Genomic DNA, 20,149 nt, shown 5'->3' with positions numbered 1-20,149 from the left:
GCAAACCGCCTTACTGACTAGCCAGCCACTCCAGGAATTTCGCGCTTTTGGCCTTGCTCACAATCACATCGTCAGGGAAGGTAATGGTGAGGGCCACGTGCAGCTTGCGCCCAAAATAATGAGACGCTTCTTTCACGGCCCTATGGCTCACCAGATACTGCCGGTTGGCTCGGAAAAACTGGGGCGCCAGCATGGTTTCCAACTCGTCCAGGGTATTGTTTACCCCATAGCTCTTGCCATCAAAGCATACCACGCGCGTCAGCTGGTTTTCCACGTAACTGAGCGCAATGTCAGCCACCGGAAGCGGCATAATTTTGTCGCGTTGGTATACCAGCAGGGAACTGCGCTTCTGCGTGAGTTTGTGCTCGAACAGTTGCAGGATGTTCTGGAGGGAAGCATCAGGCTTGGAGAGGTTCTGCTGCAGGCTCTTGTACTTTTGCAGCGTGGCGCTGATGGAGGCAGACGAGAAAGGCTTCAGGATGTAGTCGATGCCGTTGGCTCTGAAGGCATCCAGTGCATAGGCGTCGTAGGCGGTGCAGAACACCACCGGCGTCGCTAGCTGCACTGCCTTGAAAATCTCGAAACTCAGGCCATCGCCCAGCTGTATGTCCGAGAAAATCAGGTCCGGGGGGTCGTGCTCCTGAAAGTAGGCCACCGCTTTTTTTACCGAAGGCAAAACGGCTTCTATCTCGACAGCGGCATCCACCTGTTGCAGCGTTTCCGCCAGGTCTTCTGCCATCAGTGGTTCGTCTTCTATAATTACTATTCTCACTTGCTTAGGATGGGCAGTTTAACGGTAAAATAATCCAGGTCATCATCAATTACAATGGCTTTCTCCGTGAGGGCATGGTAACGCTCTCTCAGGTTTTTCAGGCCAATGCCGGACGACGGCTCCCGCACGCTGATGGCCATTTTATTGTTTCGCACCACCAGATAGCCATCCTCCTGATAGCCAATGTGTATCTGAAGCGGATCCTCGCTGGTAAAGCCATTGTGCTTGATGGCGTTCTCGGCCAGCAGCTGCAACGAGAAAACCGGCAGAAAGGCGGCCTCCATCAGCGGTTCCGGAAGCACGACCTCATACCGGAAAGCGTCTTTGAAGCGCACTTTCTGCATCTCCAGATAGTCTGTACACAGCTTCATTTCGTCCCGAAGCAGCACCGTGTCTTTGCCATCCGAGGTGAGCGAGGCCCGTAGAAACTCCGACAGGCGCACCAGGTAATCCTCGGCCTCCAGCGGCCTCCGTTTAATCAGCGTTTTCAGGGTATTGAGGGAGTTGAACAGGAAGTGCGGCTGCAGCTGGTGCTTCAGGTGCTGGTGCTGCGCCTGGATGCTGTTCATCTTCAGCTGCGCGTTCTCCAGCACCACCTGCGCTTTAACGCGTTGCAGCACCACCAGCTCCAGCAAAACCACGACAATAGTGTTGTTTGTGACCCCCGCGACCACCGGAAAGAACAGGGCCCTGCCATACTGCGGATTCAGGGACATCTGCCTGAGCACCAGATAATAAAGGTACACCACCACGAACATCAGGACGTAACTGGCCACATACCGCAGCACGTTCTTTTTTTTCTCGATGCCTTTCATGGCGGTGAATCTGGCGTACAGGAAAATGTTCATCACCCACAAACTCAGCATCAGGACCACGGAAACGAGGATACGGATAATAGGGTCTGTTTGCGGCCGGGGCCGCATAGCCCGCATGGCTTCACCCGGCCCCGGCGGCTGGGGCATAAAAGGGTTGGAGGAAGACAGCAACATGGGCAACGCGCTGAAAACGCCGAAGAAAACGGACGTGATCAAGGCCACCAGCAGCAGCTCTTTTATGTAGTTGTTTGACTTTTGCACCATGTTTTCCGCTTTCCTGTCAGCCGCTGCGTGTCGCGCTTATACCCTTCAAGTCAGTACTTTTATACCTCGAAAAAGGACATCAGCGCGAGCAGGGCTGCAAATTTCAGTATCATCTCTCCCTTTCAGAAGAGGTATAAATCCGCGTGTCTTGCTTGCCTAAAGATATGAAGAAAAGCCTAACACGTGGTCAGGCTTTTCGGGCAGGTGATGCAGCTTAGGGAAACAGCTGTTTTATACCCCTTGCGCGGTTACTCATCATACGTTGTCGGGTCGAACTGCCAGAGGTCGTCGAAGCGGTAGGTGCCGTTGTTGCCGGTGGCCATGTAGCCGTAGTTGCCGATCGCGAAGCCCACGGCCCCTTCCCTGGCACTTCCCTCAAACAGGCTTTTCGCTGTCCATACGTCGCTGGCGGCATCATACTCCCATACCTCCGACAGCGCCGCACCGTTGCTGCCGCCCACTAAATAGGCTCTGCCGTTCAGGATGAAGGATATGGCGGTTGTGCGGGAGCTTGGGTAGTCCTCGTCCTCGCGGTCATCGTCGGTGAGGCTTTTCAGACGCTTCCAAGTATCCAACTCCGGGTCGTACTCCAGGAAATCAGACTCGTACAGGCCGTTGTTCAGGCCACCACCCACATAGCCCTTGCCGTTCAGGGCGAAGGCGAAGGCGTTCACGCGCTTGGCGCCACCCAGGCCAACCTTTTCCGTCCATACCCCGGAGGCGGGGTCATATTGCCAGAAGTCTTTCTGGTAATTGCCGTCATACCCAGCGCCCACATAGCCTTTGTCGTTGAGCGAGAGGGCCAGCGCACCGTAGCGGGCAGAGGCCGGGAAATCCGCGATCTGGGTCCAGGTGTTGGCCTCCGGGTCATACTCCCAGAAATCGCGCAGGTAGTTCACCCCGTCATACCCGGTGCCCACGTAGCCTTTGCCGTTCGCCGAAAAGCTGACCGCCGCGCTGCGTGCCGCGCCCGGAAACTCGGCCTTCCGGATCCAGGCTCCTTTGGCGGCATCATACTGCCAGAAGTCTTTCAGGCGGCTTTTGCCGTCGTAGCCGGTGCCCACGTAGGCGTTGTCGCCGATGGTGAACGACACGGCGCTGCTGCGGGCCACACCCGCAAAATCTGATTGTTTCTCCCAGTTTCCCAGGATTTCGTCTGCCTCGGTTGTGCCGTCGCAGGAGTTTAGGGCCGTGGCTGCCACCACCAGTAACAGTAAATTCAGCAGGAAACCAAGGGTGTTGGATGCGTTCTTCATTGTGTTATGTTCTGTTTAGGTATTATTGGATTTTGGTAAAGTATAGCTTCAGCTTTGCCCGTTGTGTCGGGTGGTTCGTTCCGCCTACCACCAGCCGGTTGACGGTCTGGATATAGGCGCTCGGGAGGGCGGCCAACAGGAGGGCCTGGTTGCTGTTGCCCCCGCTCAGCCTGCTGATGAGGTATTCTGTGATGTAAAACTGGTACTTTGCGTCCAGGCCATACGCGTTGTCCGACGTTAGCGCGGCTTGCTGGTACTCCTCCCCCGACACTCCCATCAACAGTTGGTTCAGGGGCACATTGCTCTGGTCGGTTTCGTACAGCGCCACCGAGGCTGGCAGGGGGTATGGGTACTGCGTGGTTCCCGGTATAGGGTATAGCTCCAGTACGGCGGCATTGAGTAGCGCGGGATTCAAGATGCCTTTCATACCGGACAGGTGCGGAAAGTCGATTTTTATCATGATGCCTGCGCCTGCCTGCGCCAAGCCCATGTCGGCAGTTTCGGTGCTGGCCACGGGTAAGCCGCCGCGCACAAGGCCGCTAAACGCAGACGAGCCGAAGCCGGTGCCGAGTTGGTTGTATTGTGTGGAACCCGTGGTAACCGGGAAGTCGTGGTAGAGATGCTGCGCCGTTTCACCGGAGGCAGTGGAATAGTAAAGGCGCAGCACGCTTCCTGCCGCAGTAAACCCGACCACCGCCCCGGGAGCATCCGTCGTGTTCAGCCTGATTCCTTTGAAGTAGTCCAGAAACTCGTTGGAACTGGCGAGTTTCGTATCGCTTTCCGCTTTCAGCCGCAGCCATTCCTGCCCCATAGCCTCGGGCAGCGGCACAAACACACTGTCGTTGCTGGTAGGCCTCGGCCGGAAGGTATAGGTGCTGAGGGGAGCGGTCTTCGTGGCAGTGCGGCTTGTATTGTACAGCCCCGTGCCGGTATAAAAGTAAGAGAGTGCTTCCTCGGAACCAACATAGGGGGGCAGGTCCACCGGGCTGATGTTTTCGCTCAGGCTGTATACCTCCAGATGCAGGGCCTGCGTGGTATCCCCATAGCTGTACCCGGAATAAGGCAGAACCAAACGGAGTGAATCGAAAAGGGCGTCCTGGGGCAAAGTCCAGCTCTCGCCAAGCCCTACCTGAACATAGGCGCTTGCGGCGGTTATACCCACAATGGCATCGGTATACTGCCCCACCAGCAGCGCACCAGTGCCCGACGTCACCACCGAATCGAGCAGCACCGTGGACACGTCCACCGTCACGGTATCGGTATAGTAGGCCGAAATGTCCTCGTCCAGCACTTCCAGGCCAACGTCGCCGGGGTCGTCGCAGGAGGCGAGGACCAGCGTGAGCCCTGTCAGTAACAGCCAGAGCCGACTTGGCCTGTTTAAAGCTATAGCATAGGTTCTTTTCATTGTTCGCTTTTGATGTATGAAAAGCAGCTGCTGAAGCGAATAAGTATTGGAAAGAGCCAGGAACAAGTGCCGCCTTACATACTGCCGGTAGCAAAGGTTGGCAAGAGATGGCTTTTTTTGAGGAGGTATATGCCCGAAGCGGACAAATTGAAGGGTGAAGCGGACACAGGATAATTGTGAACCAACCTACCGTTTGGTGTGCCTTCGAGATGCAATTGAATAAAGGCTGGGATTGGTTGATGCTGGAGCATCCTCTCTTGCCTGCTAACTCATCGGCAACAGCATTTTCTAAAAATAGCAAGTGCTATCAACTCGAGAAAACTGCCTATAGCCTTACTATAAACTTAAAAAGTGAGCGTAGTCAAAACCTGTAATACTGTCGCCTCACTAACCAGACTTCAGCAAAGATTGGTTTTAAAGGCATAAAATAAAGTGAACTCGAGAATTACTTTAGGTTGAATAACTTCAAAATGAAGTTTATAGCCATTGAGGGTATTCTAATGTCAGAACAAAGCAAAATGATTCCCAGTTTTTCCGGGAGGCGCCGGGGGTAGGGGCCCTCTATTTGTAGATTTCCGGTGCCACGTCAGTGGCAGCCGTTAGGCAGGAAATGTACACAGCGCCGAGCGGAAAAACGCGCCCCAGCTTAAATAGGGCCCCTACCCTAGGCGTGGAGCGCAAAGCAGGCTATGAAAAGAAGGAGTTTCAAATCTAGATACCACCGCGATATTACCGACTTCACGTTAAAATAACGGCATATTATAGAAAGCCGCTGTTAACGTATCCTTTCCAGAAAGCTCAACCCCTGCGCCCAACCTCCTAAACCGGCATCGCTGTTGATATGCCCCGCCTCCCCAACAGACACAAAATCGCTTCCCCAGGCTGCGGCAAGCGCACGGGCACGGGTGTCCGTGATGTATGGGTCGTTGGTGCTGGCCACCACCAGGCTTTTGAACGGCAGTTTTTCCATCGGGATCGGCGCAAACCCGCTGGTGCCGCCCGGGAAGCCCGCGGCCTCGGTATCAGCGGGGGCCACCAGCAACGCCGCCCGAATGGGGCGCTTGTGCTGCCTTGCCCAAAAGGCCCCCGCGATGCAGGCCAGGCTGTGGGCCACCAGCACCACCTGCCCGGGAGGGTGCTGGCGCACGGCCTCGTCCAGGGTCGCAACCCAGTCGTTACAGGCAGGGGTTTCCCAGTCCAGCTGTTCCACCCGCACGAATTCAGGGTGCTGCTGCCCCCAAAGGGTTTGCCAGTGCTGCGGGCCGGAGCTTCCGAGGCCTGGTATAATCAGTATCGTGGGTTCCATGGCAGTTCGGGTTTGTGGCTGCGTCAGCCGTTATCAAAGATAGCTCTCGGCTGGCAAAGCCTTCCTCTTTTTTAAGAAAATGTACTCTCCGACTCTAAGCCATACCCCATCACGTGCAAAGTGGCCAGGATTTGAAGGGATATTCTCAAAATTTATGTACTTTGATGAAAGGATACGAAGTGTATTGAAAATCAGGAGGGATGATGCAAAAAGACACGGCTAACTTCAACATAAACGGCCCGGCCAGGGCTGGCCATACCTACGACGCCATCGTGATCGGGTCGGGAATAAGCGGGGGCTGGGCGGCCAAAGAGCTCTGCGAGCAGGGCCTGCGAACGCTTGTGCTGGAGCGCGGCCGCAATGTAGAGCACCTCAAAGATTACCCCACCGCCGACAAGGCCCCGTGGGAGCTGGAGCACCGTGGCCGGATGACCGCCGATTTCCTGCAGGAAAACCCGCTGATCAGCAAGGCGGCAGGCTTTGGCGAGGACACCGCACACTTCTTCATCCAGGACAAAGACCACCCCTACGTGCAGGAAAAGCCTTTCGACTGGATCAGGGGCTACCAAGTGGGCGGCAAGTCGCTGACCTGGGGGCGGGCCTGCCAGCGGTGGAGCGACTTCGAGTTCAGTGGCCCCGTACGCCTGGGGTATGGCCTCGACTGGCCCATCCGGTATGCCGATGTGGCCCCCTGGTACGCCCACGTGGAGAAATTTATAGGCGTATGCGGCAACAACGACGGCATCGAGGCCATGCCCGATGGGGAGTTCCTGCCGCCCTTCGACCTGAACTGTGTGGAGCAGGCGTTGCAAAAGCGCTTTCTGGAGCATTACGGCAACCGCTACCTGGTGCAGGGCCGCTGGGCGCACCTGTCGCAGCCTCAGGATATCCATTTGCAGCAGGGCCGGGGCAGGTGCCTCTCCCGAAACCTGTGCATGCGAGGCTGCCCGTATGGCGGCTACTTCAGCTCCGTGTCCTCTACCCTGCCCTGGGCCGCGAAAACGGGCAACCTCACCATCCGGCCCTTTTCGGTGGTGCACTCGCTTATCTATGACGAAGCGAAAGGCAAGGCGACCGGCGTACGCGTGATTGACACCAATACAAACGAGGCCACCGAGTACTTTGCGAAAACCATTTTTGTGAACGCCTCGGCCCTGAACAGCAACCTGATCCTGCTTCACTCCACCAGCAACCGCTTCCCCAACGGGCTCGGCAACGACAGCGGCCTGCTGGGCAAGCATGTGGGCTTTCATATCTACAGGGGCTCCGCGAACGCGGCCATGGAGGGGTATGAGGACAAGTACTATTTTGTGCGCAACCCCACCGAGCCGATACTGGCCAACTTCCGCAACCTGCACGAGCAGGACACCGACTTTGTGGGCGGCTATACCACCTTTCTGAGTGCTTACCGGCCGCGCGCAAACCCTGAAACAACAGGGCCAACCATTGGGGCGGCCTACAAAGAGCAGCTAACCCAACCGGGCACGTGGCGTGTGAACATGTACATGCAGGGCGAAACCATCCTGAAGGAAAGCAACCACGTGCGCCTGAGCCCCGACCAGAAAGACCAGTGGGGCATCCCGTTGCTCGTGACCTCGGTGGGGTATGATGCCAACGACGAGAAGATGGTGCAGGATTTTCTGACACAGAGCCGCGAGATGCTGGAAAAGGCTGGCTGCACCGACATCCATACCTACGACAACAAGCAGGCCCCCGGGCTGGACATTCACGAGATGGGCGGCGTGCGGATGGGCAAAGACCCTGCAAATTCGCTGCTGAACGAATGGAACCAGCTGCACCACTGCAAAAACGTGTTCGTGACAGACGGAGCCTGCATGACGAGCACTGGCAATCAGAGCCCGTCTATTTTATACATGGCGCTCACGGCGCGTGCCGCCACCCATGCCGTCTCCGAGCTCAGAAAGCAAAACCTGTAGCATGGTGCGCAAGGGGTATAAGCGTTTGCGCGTAGGTATGTCCTGTTTGTTCACCAGAGCATGGCAGGCGGTATACGGTTTTCTTAAAAACGGCTGATAGCGGGTTAATTGCACTGATTTTCACCACCCATACCCTGCGTTTCCCTCAAAACTACGGTCCATCGCTCATTTTCAGTCAATTCTGTTGCAATCTTTGGGCGTAGCTTCTTACTTTAGGAGTTCAGTTATACCCACCCTATGAGAATAAGCTTTCCGAGTTCACAAATAGCCGTCGCGGACGACCTGTACCTGCGGCTGGCCTCCCCAGACGACGCCTTCAGCCTGTATCAACTCATCGACACCCACCGGTCTTACCTGCGCGAGTGGCTTCCCTTCGTCGATTTCAGCGTGTCGGCGCTGGACACCAAGGCCTACCTGCGGGCCGTGACAGACCGCAAAAACGATTCGGAGGAGGTGTATGTGATCCTCTACCAGCAGGATATCGCAGGCATTGTCGGCTTTAAGGGGATTGACATGGTTAACCGCGCGGCGGAGATGGGCTACTGGCTTTCGGGCGATTTGCAGGGGCTTGGCCTGATGCGCCGTTCCTGCAAGGCCCTGCTGCAGCACGCCTTCGGCAAAATGGGCCTTCACCGCATCCAGATAAAGACCGGCGTGGGCAACCTCCGGAGCAGCAACATCCCGCAGAAACTGGGCTTTACGCTGGAGGGCGTGCAACGGGACGGCGAGTACCTGAACGGGCGTTTCCACGACCTGGAGGTATACAGCCTCCTGCAGCCGGAGTTTTTGGCGGAGTAGACTACCTGTTTTAGGGTGATATTTCTCGTTACGGAACAACTCGCAGTGAGGAGTCTAACCATCCCCTGCCTCTCCTTATGCAAGGATGGGAGTTTTCTGCCGTTCCGATTGAAGTTGCCCTATACCCAGGAACAATCCTGCTATCAGAAAAGAGCGTTTTACTTATTGCCTAGTAGCAGCGAGATGGGCCGCATGGAGGTATACTTGTCGGCCACCAGCTTGAGGATGGCCAGGAAAGGAATGAACAGGATCATACCGGAAGCGCCCCACAGAATACCGCCCGCCACGATGGCCAGCAGCGTGAACAGCATGTTCACCTGCAGCCGGTAACTCACCGCCCACGGAAAAATAATATTCGCCTCCAGGTACTGCACCCCCGTGAACACCAGCACCACCCCAAACGGGTACCACACGGAGTCGTAGGTGATCCAGGCCACGGCCATTGGCAGGACGGCCCCGATGGTGATGCCCACGTAGGGTATAAACGTGAGAATGGAGGCGATAACCCCAAAGAAGAGCGCGTGCGGGATGCCCAGCAACAGCAAACCCACCGAGTTCAGAATCGCCACCACCACATACACGATAAACATGCCTTTGATGAAATTATAGTAAGTCGTGATGGTTTCGTGCAGGACCTGCTGCACTTTCTTGTGTTCGCCCGCCGGAAAGAGGGCATACAGTGCCTTGGCAAGTTGCTCGCGGTTATACAGGATAAGGGCCACATACAACGGGATCAGGACCAACAGCACCACCGACACCGCCGAGGTATAGAGAATATCCTGCACCATACTGAAGGCCATGTTCGTGGCGTTGGCCGCCACCTTCTCGGTCCAGTTCAGTTGGCGCTCGGCATCAAAGCCAAGGTGCTGGGAGAGGTATTCGCTCAGGTCGGCCCAGGTGCGGAGCAGTTTCTGCTGCAGCAGCGGCCACTCCTCCGTAAAGCGCACCACCTGCCGCATCAGCACAAAAACGGGAGCGCCCACCAGCACGAGCAACAGCAGCAGGCAAACTGTTATCGCACTCCAGCGCGGCAGTTTTTTCCGCTCCAGCCAACGGCAGATGGGGTATAGCACAAAGCTGATGAGGAGGGCAAAGCTCAGGGGTATAAACAGCGTGCGGCCGAAGTAAAGCAGCACCGCAATCAGCAGGGTATACTGCAGCCACTTCAGCCAGTTTATCTGTGCACGATTGTTCATAGATTTGAATATATTTGAGTTACGAAGCCACGTTTGCACAGGGTGTAAAACGTGCCTTTGCCAGCTCAGCTTTCGGTAATCTTTCTAACGCATTTTCCCATGAAAAAAACAATTGCCCTGTTGCTGCTTGCCTGTGGCTCCGGCATGGCGGCCTTGGCCCAGGACCTCTCCCCCATTACGCAACCCGAGGTAACGCGCATCGTCCAGACCCTCAGCGCCGACGACATGCAGGGCCGCGCCTCGTTCACGCCCGGCATTGAGAAAGCGGCCGATTTTATCCAGCAGGAATTTCAGCGCATCGGCCTGCAGCCGCTGCCTGGCGAAAACGGTTTCCGGCAGACGTTTACGATGTACCGCGTTTTGCCTCAGGAAAAAGAAGTAAAGCTGAACCGCAAAAAGATACCCGCAACCCACATGTTTGCCATCACCGACGCGCAGGAGCTGGAGTGGAAAAACAAGCAGGATCGCAAGGTCGTGACGGTTGGGGAGCTGGCCGATTTCAGGACGGTGCTCGGGGAACTGAATAAGGAGACCGAGGATGTGCTGGTGTTGGTGCACCCAAAGCACGAAGAACTGTTTAGCCGCTACCAGCAGTACCTGGGCAGCGGCAGCGTGAAAAAGCAACTCGGCCAGGGCGGTAGCAAAGTCTTTATACTCACCGACATGCCCCATGCCCGGAAGTATACACTTGAGATGGAGAACAGGATCGAGCAGTTACAGCTAACCAACGTGGGCGGTATGATCGAGGGCAAACGCAAGGACGAGTTCGTGGTGTTCTCGGGCCATTACGACCATATCGGTATCCAGCAACCTGTGGCCGGCGACAGCATTGCCAACGGGGCCGACGATAACGCCGCCGGAACGACAGCCATGCTGCTACTGGCCGATTATTACAAGCGGCAACCGCAGCCTGAGCGCTCGCTGTTGTTTGTGGCCTTCGCGGCGGAGGAGATCGGGGGGTATGGCTCGAAGTACTTCTCGGAGCAACTCAACCCCGACCAGATCGTGGCCATGTTCAACATCGAGATGGTGGGCAAGCCCTCTAAATTCGGGCCGAACAGCGCCTACCTCACCGGCTTCGAGCGCTCCGACCTGGGCACCCTGGTGCAAAAGCGCCTGCAAGGCACGCCCTACAGCATCCACCCCGATCCATACCCCGAGCAGAACCTCTTCTACCGCTCCGACAACGCCACGCTAGCCCGCCTGGGTGTGCCCGCCCATACCATCTCGTCGGTGCAGATAGACCAGGACAAGACCTACCATACCGTGAAAGACGAACTGTCGCAACTGGACATGGCCCACCTCACCAACATGATCAAAGCCATCGCGCTGGGCTCGGCAGGTGTGGTAAACGGAGAAGATACCCCAACGCGGGTGGATACCTCGCAGGTGAAGTAGAGAACTACGAGGTTCCGTAAAACCACGATTAGGAACGGCTTACTTAGCAGTAACAGGCGCGACAAAGCTTACCGCATCGGAGAGAATAAAAACAAGGAATTCGTGGGCTGGATGTTCCAAAAGTAGTAGCCCTGAGTTGATTTTCTGGCTTTGGGGAGCTGCGGATATAGGTACTAAAAGCGTATGTTTACGCTTTCGAGGTAGTTAGGGGTAAAATAAGTAATAAAGGAATGAAAGGTTCAATTGGCATAGTTTCAACTGCAATGCTGCTATTAAGTTTTATTAGCAAACAAATTGCTTATAGCCAAACTGTACCCAATGAACCAAAAGTGTATGAAGTAGTGAAGGCTGCTTTAGTTCTTGATTCTGTGCCTGTTCTTGATAATGAAAAGAGAAGCTACCTTGTCATAGACAAGTTTACGAAGACAAGGTATAGCGACTTCTTTGTGGACAAAAAAGCTAAAAATAAGAACAGGTTAACCCAAGCAGATAAGTTATACTTGGATGGGCAGAATGAAGAGCAAAATAGTATCAGAAGAGAATTGCTTGAAGGTGTTGCGCTTATTACTCAAGATTCCATCAACCAAATAACAACTCGAATAGATAAAGACAATCAAAATAAGGAGTATAAGTCAAGAAGTGGTTTTGTCTACTATTCCATCGGGAAGCCAGTATTTACAGCAGACGGCAAAAAAGCATTTATCACCATCAACCATATATGTCACTACATCTTATGTGGAGAGTCTTGGACTTTACTACTTGTAAAGGAAAAGAGGGATTGGAAGGTGCTGGATAAGAAATCACTTGTGAAAATATAACTATACCCAACCAAGTGTAGCCTTTATGCTCGGCTACACAAGTCCGTTATGGCCAATTAAAAATATGCACAACTTTGACGACTTAATATATAGAAGTACAGCATTTACATTGAATGCATTGGAAGAAGCGAATTCTAAAATATTAAATGAATTACAAACAGGGGCATCAAGTATTGCTGTTAAGAATCTACAGATGATTCAATTACAAAAAGTAATATTAGCTACTGGTATGTTTTCAATATTTGAATCAATATTGCAAGAAGAGTTATCATGCCGCAATGGTTTTGAAGAGGCAAAAAAGATACTTATTCAAAAAGGCAAAGATGAACTCCACGACCGCTTCATAGACTTCTATTATGCTATCAATGTACTTAAACATGGCAAAGGAAAGAGCTATGATATACTTGTTGCAAAATCTGGGTCATTACCTTTTAGGATAAAAATGCCGGGAGAGAATTTCTTTGAGGAAGGAGATGTTTCAGAAGTTTCTACATTTGTAGAGGTAGATGGTCAATTCGTTTTAAACTGCGCTGATTTAATAGAGCAGGTTTCTGAAGAGATAAGAATTGAATAATAACAACCCATAACCACACCTAAACTTTAGCTACGCCACAATTTAGCAAAGTCCGTTGAGTAGTAATTGACTCTATGAAAAGAGACACACAAATAGGAAATATAAAGGCTCCTCTTTTTGTAGTAGGTTTAGTTACCCTGTTACTTAACGACTTTTACCTGAAGTACTCGTTTTCTAATGAATTGACAGGCAAACTTTCGGATGTCGCTGGACTTTTCATTTTCCCTTATTTCTTCTCCTCAGTAAAGCCGCAATACAGAAAAATAATATATTGGGCGACTGCATTTGCTTTTATAGGTTGGAAGTCTTCTTTTTCACAGTCTTTGATAGATTTTGGAAACAGCATCGGCATTGGTTTTCATAGGACAATCGACTACTCTGACCTCTTTACACTTCTGATTCTTCCACTTTCTTACAGGTATTTTACTTCTATAAGTTATCAAAGTTTTAGTTTTAAAAGCCCAGTAGTAGCCATTCTGGCAATTGCCTCGTTGTTCTCTTTTACCGCAACTACACTTCCAAGACAGGAGGTAAAGTTAGAAGCAGACACCGACAGGTCATTTGTTCTTGATATGAGCAAAGAAGAATTCTTCAATCGGATTAGTCCCGCACATGGCTACAGCAATGCACTGCATCAAAATCTTAATGACTCGCTCTTTTATCTATATTTCTACCTGCCGGAATTAAAGGCAGATGTTACAGCGCTTGCAAGCATAACAAATATTACCTCTGATAAAGTGGTGATACTACTGGACAGTGTGATTAGCAGCTATGTAACAGGAGGGTTATTTAGTGGGGTAGACCAGAAGGACATGCATAAGCTAGAATCCTTAAATTCAAATCAGCTTGAGGACTATTTTTATAAGTATTTCATAGATAAGGTAAGAAGTGGTGCCAAAGGAAATCACCTCTACTATGACAATAAAGTAATTCACGACAGCTACGGTAAGAACGAATAATATCAACTAACCACCAACAAGGTGCATAATTTAGGTTTCGGCTATGCCTCGTCCACATTATAGCATGAACACGATAGGGGTAAGTTTAAAATATAGAAATGACTTTAGAAGAATTAGCTCAGACAGAAAACAATCTTTACTCTATCGTCATGGACTTATACTACCAAGAAATGACGATTGATTCTGATAAAAAGTTAATTGAGGTTTTCGCCTCCTATAAACAAGTACATCTGCAGTACTCACTACTGGCAAAAGAGAATTCCGAGGCATTAAAGCGAGGGCTTTTTATTCAATGGTATGCCCTAACCGAACCTAACTACTTAACTGGAGTTAATGAAGTTGATGAACAGGCAGAATTAAGAATAATTAGCCTTATTGATGCAAAAATTGGGAATAGCAACCTTGATTCTGAATTTCATTGGATGCTTAACTACTATGCGGCTTGGGATTATGTATTTCAACGATTTCCAAAGTTCATGAATCTAAATGAATTTGTAGAAGGTGCGAAACCAGACGCATTCCCTGAAAAGATTGATAGAAAAGTCATGAATAAAAGAGGGCAAATGGGAATGTACTGGAATTCATTGAGCGTATTTAAAGAATAGAGAAATACCTTGAACCTTTGGTCATAGAAGAATACTCAAATTAACACCTATAAGCAAGCTACGCCTCCCTTATAACCCAGTCCGTTAAACACTACCTCCCACTATGGACCCTAAACACGCTTACGACATCTGGGCTGCCCAGTACGACACCAACCTGAACAGAACACGAGATCTGGAGGCAAAAGCCTTACGCACCGTTTTAGCAGAAATCCCCTTCCGGAATTGCCTGGAAATTGGCTGCGGCACCGGGAAGAACACCGAATGGCTTCTGGAACAGGCAGCGCACGTGTCCGCCGTGGATTTTTCTGTGGAGATGCTGGCAAAGGCCAGGGAGAAAATCACTTCTGAGCGGGTTTTGTTTGTGCAGGCCGATATCACCCAGCCTTGGGCATTTGGAGCAGAGCACTATGATCTTGTCAGCTTTAGCCTTGTGCTGGAGCACATCGAAAATCTGGAAGCCGTTTTTAAGGAAGTTGCAAAAGCCTTGGTGCCGGGCGGTTATGTATACCTCGGGGAATTGCATCCTTTTAAGCAGTATAGCGGCAGCAAAGCTCGGTTTGATACCGAGAAAGGGCTGCAAATTGTCACCTGCTATACCCACCACATCTCTGATTTTGTGCAGGCGGCAAAGCAACACGGCCTTGCGGTGGTAGACATTAACGAGTTTTTTGACAATAACGACAGGGCCGAGATTCCGCGTATTCTGACTTTGTTGCTTCGGAAGGTATAAGTTTGGTTTACCGGGTCAAACCACCTCTAGCCCCTCCTTGTCCGATAGAGGGCCCCTACCCCCAGGTGGGGAGTTTGCTGTTTTTAATTCTTACTGGGATTGTTTCATAGGTCATAGCTGCGGCCGCTATACTTTTCCACTCATGCCGATTGTCCCCCTTTGAAGGGGGTAGGGGGATGAAAATGCAGTTATCAGTCTCCAATAGCCTATCTTACTGGCGTCCCGAAAGCTTTCGGGGTGTCTCAAATTGATGTCGAGTCTGTGACTCGAATGGGCCAGAGGCCCAATTATCCCTTACACGCGCGAGACGCGCGCGATGGCAAGCGTTTTCTCATGAACCAAATTCCCCTCTTAAGAGGTGCAGGGGTGGGTTTCTACAAATTACTTCAAATAATCCTTTCATCAACTTCACAAACCTCACACTCTTTATCTTGTGTCTTGATACTTGTGTCTTGTGTCTTGTGTCCTCATGCTACTTCTCATAAACCACCTCTGCCATCACCGGAAAGTGGTCTGAGGGGAATTTTCCGTTGCTGTAGGTGGAGGTCAGGATGCCGTAGCGGCTTACCTTGAAGCCGGAAGTGAGCCAGATGTGGTCGATGCGCTCATCGGTTTTGCGGGTAGCCTCAAAGCCGTTGAAGGTGCCACGGGGCGCAAAACGCACATCGGCCAGTTGGTAGGCGTCCTGCAGGAGGCCAGAGGTGCTGAGGGTGGTATACTTCTCGTCTTTCTGGCTGAAGTTAAAATCGCCGACAAAGATGGCGGGTGCGGTACCGGCAATCTGTTTGATCTTTTGCAGCATCAGTTTCACGCTCTCCCGGCGCGCCTGCTCGCCCATGTGGTCGAAGTGGACGTTGAAAAAATAAAAGCTGAGGCCAGTGTCCTTCGCTTTAAACTGCCCCCACGTGCAAACGCGCGGGAAATCAGCGTCCCAGCCTTTGCCCGGCTTGTCGGGTGTTTCGGAGAGCCAGAAATTTCCCTGCTTCAGCAAATCGAACTTATCGGCACGGTAGAAAACAGCGGCAAACTCGCCCTTCTCCTTGCCATCGTCGCGCCCTACCCCAATGTGCTTATACCCTGTCAGTGCCTTGGCCATCCCCTGCAGTTGGTGCAGCAGCACTTCCTGCGTCCCGAAAATATCGAACTCCTGAAACCGGATCTGGTCGGCCAGCACAGGCAGGCGCTTGCCCCAGGCATTCACGGTGTCGCTCACATTGTCGTAGCGGATGTTATACGTCGCTACGCGCAGGCTGCTTTTCTGGGCAAAGGCCGCTGCGCCACAAAGAAACAGCAGGCTCATCAGGAAAAATGTCTTTTTTAACATATCGCTTTTGTCGTTTGTTAGCTTGTCTGGGGAAAGGGGTATGGCGCTGCCGCAACACGCACAGCGCCTTCCTGTTTCCAGAGATTAAGGTAAGCTTTTTATCCGTGAAATGCACCTCTGCCCGGTATACAAACAACGCCTGAACATGCGCCGCTTCAGATTACCAACATCGCCCTTTTTTTACGACCTTTGTCATTACTAAAGTAGAAACACCCTTGTCTGAGCTTTTAAACTTTAATTACCCCCCCGAGCCGGCCACCGACCGCGTTACGTTGTTTGCCGACGTGATCCTGCCGCTGCCGCTGCCCAAGCTGTATACCTACCGCGTCCCCTTCGAGATGAACGACGAGGTGCTGGTGGGCGTGCGGGTAATTGTGCAGTTCGGAGGGAAAAGGGTGCTGAGCTGCATTGTGGCCGACATCCACGAAAACGCCCCCGCCGACTACCAGGCCAAGTACGTGCTGGATGTGCTGGACGATACCCCCATCGTGACCGCCCCGCAGCTGAAGCTGTTCAAGTGGATCGCGGATTATTACATGTGTACCCTGGGGGAGGTGATCAACGCGGCCCTGCCCTCGGCCCTCAAGCTCAGCAGCGAGTCGCGGATACAGCTGCACCCGCACTACAACCCCGAAGAAGACGAGATCACGTTTGCGCCGCAGGAAGAGAAAATCATCTTTGCGCTGCAGCAAAACCAGGCGCTCACCTTTACTGATGTCAGCAACCTGCTCCAACTCAAGAGCTACCACAAGTTCATTAAGTCGCTGATCCAGAAAGACGCCATCATTATATATGAGCAGGTGAGCGACAAGTTCTCGCCCAAGGTGGTGAAGAAGGTGCGCCTGTCGGAGCATTTTGTGCGCGAAGAGGGTATGCTGGAAGAGCTTTTCAACCAACTCGCCCCCCAACCAAAGCAGCTCGACATCCTGCTGAACTACCTGCAGAAAGTACCGGTGCACCAGGACGTTCACCTGAATGCCAGAGGCATCGAGAAAAATCTATTAACCAGCAGCCCGCACCTGTCCGCCTCGTCCATCAACACGCTCATCAAAAAGGGCGTGCTCGAGCAGTTTGATCAGGTAGTGTCGCGCTTCCCCGTGGACAACGAGCCACAGCAGCTGCCGATGGCCCTGTCGGAGCACCAGTTGCAGGCCAAGGACGAGATTCTGGGGCTGTTTAAGGAGAAAGACACGGTGCTGCTGCACGGCGTAACGGGCAGCGGCAAAACCGAGGTATACATCGACCTGATCAAGCATGCGCTGGAAGGCGGCGGTCAGGTGCTATACCTGCTGCCCGAGATCGCGCTCACCGCCCAGATCGTGACGCGCCTGATGAAGGTGTTTGGCGACAAGCTGGGGGTATACCACTCTAAGTTCTCGGACAACGAGCGGGCGGAGGTGTGGCAAGGCGTGCTGTCGGGCAAGTTTCAGGTGGTGGTGGGGGTGCGGTCGGCGGTTTTCCTGCCCTTCCATACCCTCTCGCTCGTGATTGTGGACGAGGAGCACGAGGCCAGCTACAAACAGTATGACCCGGCCCCGCGCTACAATGCCCGCGAAACATCGCTGGTGATGGCCAACCTGCAGGGCGCAAAAACGCTGCTGGGCTCCGCCACACCCTCCGTCGAAAGCTACTATAACTGCAAAACCGGCCGCTGGGGGCTAGTGACGATGAGCAAGCGCTTTGGCGAGGCCCAACTCCCCGACATCCAGCTGGTGGATACGCGCCGGGAGCAGCAGCGCAAGGCCATGCACAGCCACTTCTCCAGCCAACTGCTAACCGCGATCGAGGAAAGGTTGCAACGCCAGGAGCAGGTTATCCTGTTTCAGAACCGACGCGGCTATGCCCCCTTCATCTCCTGCGATGAGTGCTCCTGGATACCCAAGTGCAAGTACTGCGCCGTGAGCCTCTCCTACCATAAATACAACAGGGAATTGCGCTGCCATTACTGTGGCTACCACGAGCACATGCCCAACGACTGCCCCGCCTGCGGTGCCACCACGCTCAAGAGCATGGGTTTCGGCACTGAGAAGGTGGAGGATGAACTGAAGCTGATGCTGCCCAGCGCAGAGGTGCAGCGCATGGACCTGGACACCACCAAGAAGAAGAACAGCTACCAACAGATTATCGCGGATTTTGAGAGCGGACGCACCAACGTGCTGGTGGGCACCCAGATGGTGACTAAGGGACTTGACTTTGAGCACGTGAGCCTGGTGGGCATCCTGAACGCCGACACCATCATAAACTTTCCGGACTACCGGGCGCATGAGCGGGCTTACCAACTCTTTGTGCAAGTGAGTGGCCGCGCCGGCCGGAAGAGCAAGCCGGGCACCGTCATTATCCAGACCCGCGACCCGCTGCAGCCGATCTTCGAGAAAGTGCGCCACAACGACTACCAGAGTTTGTACACGCACGAGATTGAGGAGCGTCTGCGGTTCGGCTACCCCCCGTTCGTGCGGATGATTAAGGTGACGGTAAAACACACCGAGGAGCGCGTTTCTGAGAACGCCGCCATCGTGCTGGCCAAAGATCTGAGCGATCGTCTGGGCAAGCAGCAGGTGCTGGGGCCGGAGGTGCCGTATATCTTCAAAATCCGGAACCTGTTCCTGCAGGAGATCCATATCAAACTGCCCCGCGAGAACACCAACCTGAAAGCCGCCAAAGGGCAAGTGGCGCAGGCCATCTTCAACCTCAAGCTCCTCCCCGACTTCAAGGGCATACGTGTAGTGGCCGACGTGGACCCGATGTAACGGATCTTAAATTGTGCCTGCGCAGTGCTTACCCCAATTGTCTATAAATAGCTGTTCGGCCATGGGCGTAAATGACTTCCCTAAACCAGGAGTTGGTGTAAACTCACCGAACACTGCCCCTCTTGGCGTGGCATAAAAATCTACCCGAACAAACACCCCGTAGGCTTTGCTCAACTTTTTGACTTGTGCTATCATTTCCGGCAAGCATTGGGGCGGTAGTTGCCTGGCAGCCGGGGGATAGTGCGCGCTGATATCCGGCATTTGGTTCCACGCGGCGTCATAGCAACTGTCAAACCCTTCACGCGGCCCCAGCCTGTTAATCACCTGTATGATGGCAATCTCTCCATTGAAAGTGTAGAACTTATAGTCGTCTGGAATGCGGTACTGCCCCTTTTCATCCGTCAGGAATTCCTCTACCAGGAACTCGAGGTATCGATTTTTTTCGAGCGCCTTCTTCAATATCTCTTTTATGGCTTCGGTCGTATAGCTTTTTTTGTCCATCAGGTTTACTCCCTTGCGCATCAAGAAAACCAGACCTGAAGAATGGCCTATGGTCGGCCTTATGACAAAATTCTCAGGTAACACAGTAAAATCCAGAAGCTCCAAATCTCTCCCTTTCCAGTATAATTCTGATACCATACAGGCATGCATCACCGCAAATTCACGGGCATTGTGCTTATTGCTGAGTTTCCGTTGCCAGTGAGGCACATCCATCCAATTTTCGATTGGGTCCAGAGCTGACATGCTGGTATTGCGAATAGTTTCTGCATCAGCGTGTTTCCAGTAGGCCAGGTGCCTGCACTTTATACGCTGCTCAAATGGACCACACAAAACTGGAGTTATACCTAGCAGCTCATTGTAGTGCCGCTTTAATTTGTTTCTGATGGCTTTTAAAGTAAGTTGTTTCATTTGGGCAGACTAAGACGCATCATTAAAATATACCTGACTAAGACGGGATAAGAAAATAGCATATTCACAAATCAATCATCTTTGAATAGTATTATTCAAAAGAATTAATTTCAATCCGCTATTCTAAAAATTGGTGGGTAGCTTAGATTTATTATGACTATTGATCGAATACGGCATTTACTCGAAGTTTACTAACTAACGTGGAGTGTCAGAAATCCTTGTATGGGGTGAATGAATCTCTTTGCGCTGAAATGATATGCTTAATCACAAATTATATACGTAAAATACTTTTAACCGCATTTGTATAGATTAATAATTACACAAAAAAACAAAAAG

17 protein-coding genes are annotated in these 20,149 nt (G+C 52.4%); 9 read left to right on the top strand and 8 right to left on the bottom strand.

Annotated elements, in window-relative coordinates; translation table 11 throughout:
* Window positions 1-10 precede the first annotated feature (10 nt).
* The 5 genes from MKJ04_RS22855 to MKJ04_RS06520 all read right to left on the bottom strand — a co-directional run bounded on the left by MKJ04_RS22855 (window position 11) and on the right by MKJ04_RS06520 (window position 5,818).
* Entirely contained in the window at window positions 11-772 is a 762-nt protein-coding gene (locus tag MKJ04_RS22855; protein ID WP_241640508.1) for a LytR/AlgR family response regulator transcription factor, read from the bottom strand.
* Window positions 769-1,851 carry a sensor histidine kinase gene (locus tag MKJ04_RS06535; RefSeq protein WP_241640506.1) on the bottom strand — a complete coding sequence of 361 codons (1,083 nt, stop codon included), beginning with the start codon at window positions 1,849-1,851 and terminating at the stop codon, window positions 769-771. Before MKJ04_RS06535 ends, MKJ04_RS22855 begins: the two co-directional genes overlap by 4 nt.
* Window positions 1,852-2,099: 248 nt before the next feature.
* Entirely contained in the window at window positions 2,100-3,107 is a 1,008-nt protein-coding gene (locus MKJ04_RS06530) for a Kelch repeat-containing protein (protein WP_241640499.1), read from the bottom strand.
* A gap of 22 nt (window positions 3,108-3,129) precedes the next feature.
* On the bottom strand, window positions 3,130-4,512 hold the full coding sequence (locus MKJ04_RS06525) for a DUF4270 family protein (RefSeq protein WP_241640497.1): 1,383 nt from the start codon (window positions 4,510-4,512) through the stop codon (window positions 3,130-3,132).
* Between the two features lie 775 nt (window positions 4,513-5,287).
* Complete coding sequence (locus MKJ04_RS06520) at window positions 5,288-5,818, bottom strand: RBBP9/YdeN family alpha/beta hydrolase (RefSeq protein ID WP_241640489.1); 531 nt, start codon at window positions 5,816-5,818, stop codon at window positions 5,288-5,290.
* A gap of 200 nt (window positions 5,819-6,018) precedes the next feature.
* Between MKJ04_RS06520 and MKJ04_RS06515 the strand changes: the two genes are divergently transcribed.
* Window positions 6,019-7,755 (top strand): GMC oxidoreductase, encoded by a 1,737-nt coding sequence (locus MKJ04_RS06515; protein ID WP_241640485.1) that lies wholly within the window; start codon window positions 6,019-6,021, stop codon window positions 7,753-7,755.
* Window positions 7,756-7,992: 237 nt separating this feature from the next.
* Window positions 7,993-8,553, top strand: a complete 561-nt coding sequence (locus MKJ04_RS06510; RefSeq protein WP_241640482.1) for a GNAT family N-acetyltransferase — start codon at window positions 7,993-7,995, stop codon at window positions 8,551-8,553.
* 158 nt (window positions 8,554-8,711) lie between these two features.
* Here the strand turns inward: MKJ04_RS06510 and MKJ04_RS06505 are convergent, their stop codons facing one another.
* The gene (locus tag MKJ04_RS06505) at window positions 8,712-9,749 is read right to left on the bottom strand and encodes an AI-2E family transporter (protein ID WP_241640478.1); all 1,038 of its coding nucleotides are present in this window, start codon (window positions 9,747-9,749) and stop codon (window positions 8,712-8,714) included.
* Window positions 9,750-9,848: 99 nt separating this feature from the next.
* Between MKJ04_RS06505 and MKJ04_RS06500 the strand changes: the two genes are divergently transcribed.
* The 6 genes from MKJ04_RS06500 to MKJ04_RS06475 all read left to right on the top strand — a co-directional run bounded on the left by MKJ04_RS06500 (window position 9,849) and on the right by MKJ04_RS06475 (window position 14,833).
* On the top strand, window positions 9,849-11,147 hold the full coding sequence (locus tag MKJ04_RS06500) for a M20/M25/M40 family metallo-hydrolase (protein ID WP_241640477.1): 1,299 nt from the start codon (window positions 9,849-9,851) through the stop codon (window positions 11,145-11,147).
* 230 nt (window positions 11,148-11,377) lie between these two features.
* Window positions 11,378-11,965, top strand: a complete 588-nt coding sequence (locus tag MKJ04_RS06495) for a hypothetical protein (protein ID WP_241640471.1) — start codon at window positions 11,378-11,380, stop codon at window positions 11,963-11,965.
* A gap of 64 nt (window positions 11,966-12,029) precedes the next feature.
* Window positions 12,030-12,539, top strand: a complete 510-nt coding sequence (locus tag MKJ04_RS06490; protein WP_241640469.1) for a hypothetical protein — start codon at window positions 12,030-12,032, stop codon at window positions 12,537-12,539.
* A 74-nt stretch (window positions 12,540-12,613) separates the two neighbouring features.
* Window positions 12,614-13,498: a hypothetical protein gene (locus tag MKJ04_RS06485; RefSeq protein ID WP_241640468.1), complete on the top strand. Its 885-nt coding sequence runs from the start codon at window positions 12,614-12,616 to the stop codon at window positions 13,496-13,498.
* 98 nt (window positions 13,499-13,596) lie between these two features.
* The gene (locus MKJ04_RS06480; RefSeq protein ID WP_241640467.1) at window positions 13,597-14,103 is read left to right on the top strand and encodes a hypothetical protein; all 507 of its coding nucleotides are present in this window, start codon (window positions 13,597-13,599) and stop codon (window positions 14,101-14,103) included.
* Window positions 14,104-14,206: 103 nt separating this feature from the next.
* Complete coding sequence (locus MKJ04_RS06475) at window positions 14,207-14,833, top strand: class I SAM-dependent methyltransferase (protein ID WP_241640466.1); 627 nt, start codon at window positions 14,207-14,209, stop codon at window positions 14,831-14,833.
* A 472-nt stretch (window positions 14,834-15,305) separates the two neighbouring features.
* On the opposite strand, the gene MKJ04_RS06470 is transcribed toward MKJ04_RS06475, so the two are convergent.
* Window positions 15,306-16,157 (bottom strand): endonuclease/exonuclease/phosphatase family protein, encoded by an 852-nt coding sequence (locus MKJ04_RS06470; protein WP_241640465.1) that lies wholly within the window; start codon window positions 16,155-16,157, stop codon window positions 15,306-15,308.
* 215 nt (window positions 16,158-16,372) lie between these two features.
* On the opposite strand from MKJ04_RS06470, the gene priA reads away from it, so the two are divergent.
* On the top strand, window positions 16,373-18,904 hold the full coding sequence (gene priA / locus MKJ04_RS06465; protein ID WP_241640464.1) for a primosomal protein N': 2,532 nt from the start codon (window positions 16,373-16,375) through the stop codon (window positions 18,902-18,904).
* A gap of 6 nt (window positions 18,905-18,910) precedes the next feature.
* Here priA and MKJ04_RS06460 read toward each other — a convergent pair whose 3' ends face one another.
* Window positions 18,911-19,813, bottom strand: a complete 903-nt coding sequence (locus MKJ04_RS06460) for an ATP-grasp fold amidoligase family protein (protein ID WP_241640461.1) — start codon at window positions 19,811-19,813, stop codon at window positions 18,911-18,913.
* Window positions 19,814-20,149 lie beyond the last annotated feature (336 nt).

The sequence above is a fragment of the Pontibacter sp. E15-1 genome (assembly GCF_022601975.1).
GTDB lineage: Bacteria > Bacteroidota > Bacteroidia > Cytophagales > Hymenobacteraceae > Pontibacter.
Note: the sequence above shows the minus strand (reverse complement) of the source record. Positions and strands in the feature narration are given on the sequence as shown.

Coding starts and splice junctions, on each gene's coding strand:
- MKJ04_RS06535 (WP_241640506.1), bottom strand. CDS start 1,851: ATGGTGCAAAAGTCAAACAACTACATAAAAGAGCTGCTGCTGGTGGCC.
- MKJ04_RS06530 (WP_241640499.1), bottom strand. CDS start 3,107: ATGAAGAACGCATCCAACACCCTTGGTTTCCTGCTGAATTTACTGTTA.
- MKJ04_RS06525 (WP_241640497.1), bottom strand. CDS start 4,512: ATGAAAAGAACCTATGCTATAGCTTTAAACAGGCCAAGTCGGCTCTGG.
- MKJ04_RS06520 (WP_241640489.1), bottom strand. CDS start 5,818: ATGGAACCCACGATACTGATTATACCAGGCCTCGGAAGCTCCGGCCCG.
- MKJ04_RS06515 (WP_241640485.1), top strand. CDS start 6,019: ATGATGCAAAAAGACACGGCTAACTTCAACATAAACGGCCCGGCCAGG.
- MKJ04_RS06510 (WP_241640482.1), top strand. CDS start 7,993: ATGAGAATAAGCTTTCCGAGTTCACAAATAGCCGTCGCGGACGACCTG.
- MKJ04_RS06505 (WP_241640478.1), bottom strand. CDS start 9,749: ATGAACAATCGTGCACAGATAAACTGGCTGAAGTGGCTGCAGTATACC.
- MKJ04_RS06500 (WP_241640477.1), top strand. CDS start 9,849: ATGAAAAAAACAATTGCCCTGTTGCTGCTTGCCTGTGGCTCCGGCATG.
- MKJ04_RS06495 (WP_241640471.1), top strand. CDS start 11,378: ATGAAAGGTTCAATTGGCATAGTTTCAACTGCAATGCTGCTATTAAGT.
- MKJ04_RS06490 (WP_241640469.1), top strand. CDS start 12,030: ATGCACAACTTTGACGACTTAATATATAGAAGTACAGCATTTACATTG.
- MKJ04_RS06485 (WP_241640468.1), top strand. CDS start 12,614: ATGAAAAGAGACACACAAATAGGAAATATAAAGGCTCCTCTTTTTGTA.
- MKJ04_RS06480 (WP_241640467.1), top strand. CDS start 13,597: ATGACTTTAGAAGAATTAGCTCAGACAGAAAACAATCTTTACTCTATC.
- MKJ04_RS06475 (WP_241640466.1), top strand. CDS start 14,207: ATGGACCCTAAACACGCTTACGACATCTGGGCTGCCCAGTACGACACC.
- MKJ04_RS06470 (WP_241640465.1), bottom strand. CDS start 16,157: ATGTTAAAAAAGACATTTTTCCTGATGAGCCTGCTGTTTCTTTGTGGC.
- MKJ04_RS06460 (WP_241640461.1), bottom strand. CDS start 19,813: ATGAAACAACTTACTTTAAAAGCCATCAGAAACAAATTAAAGCGGCAC.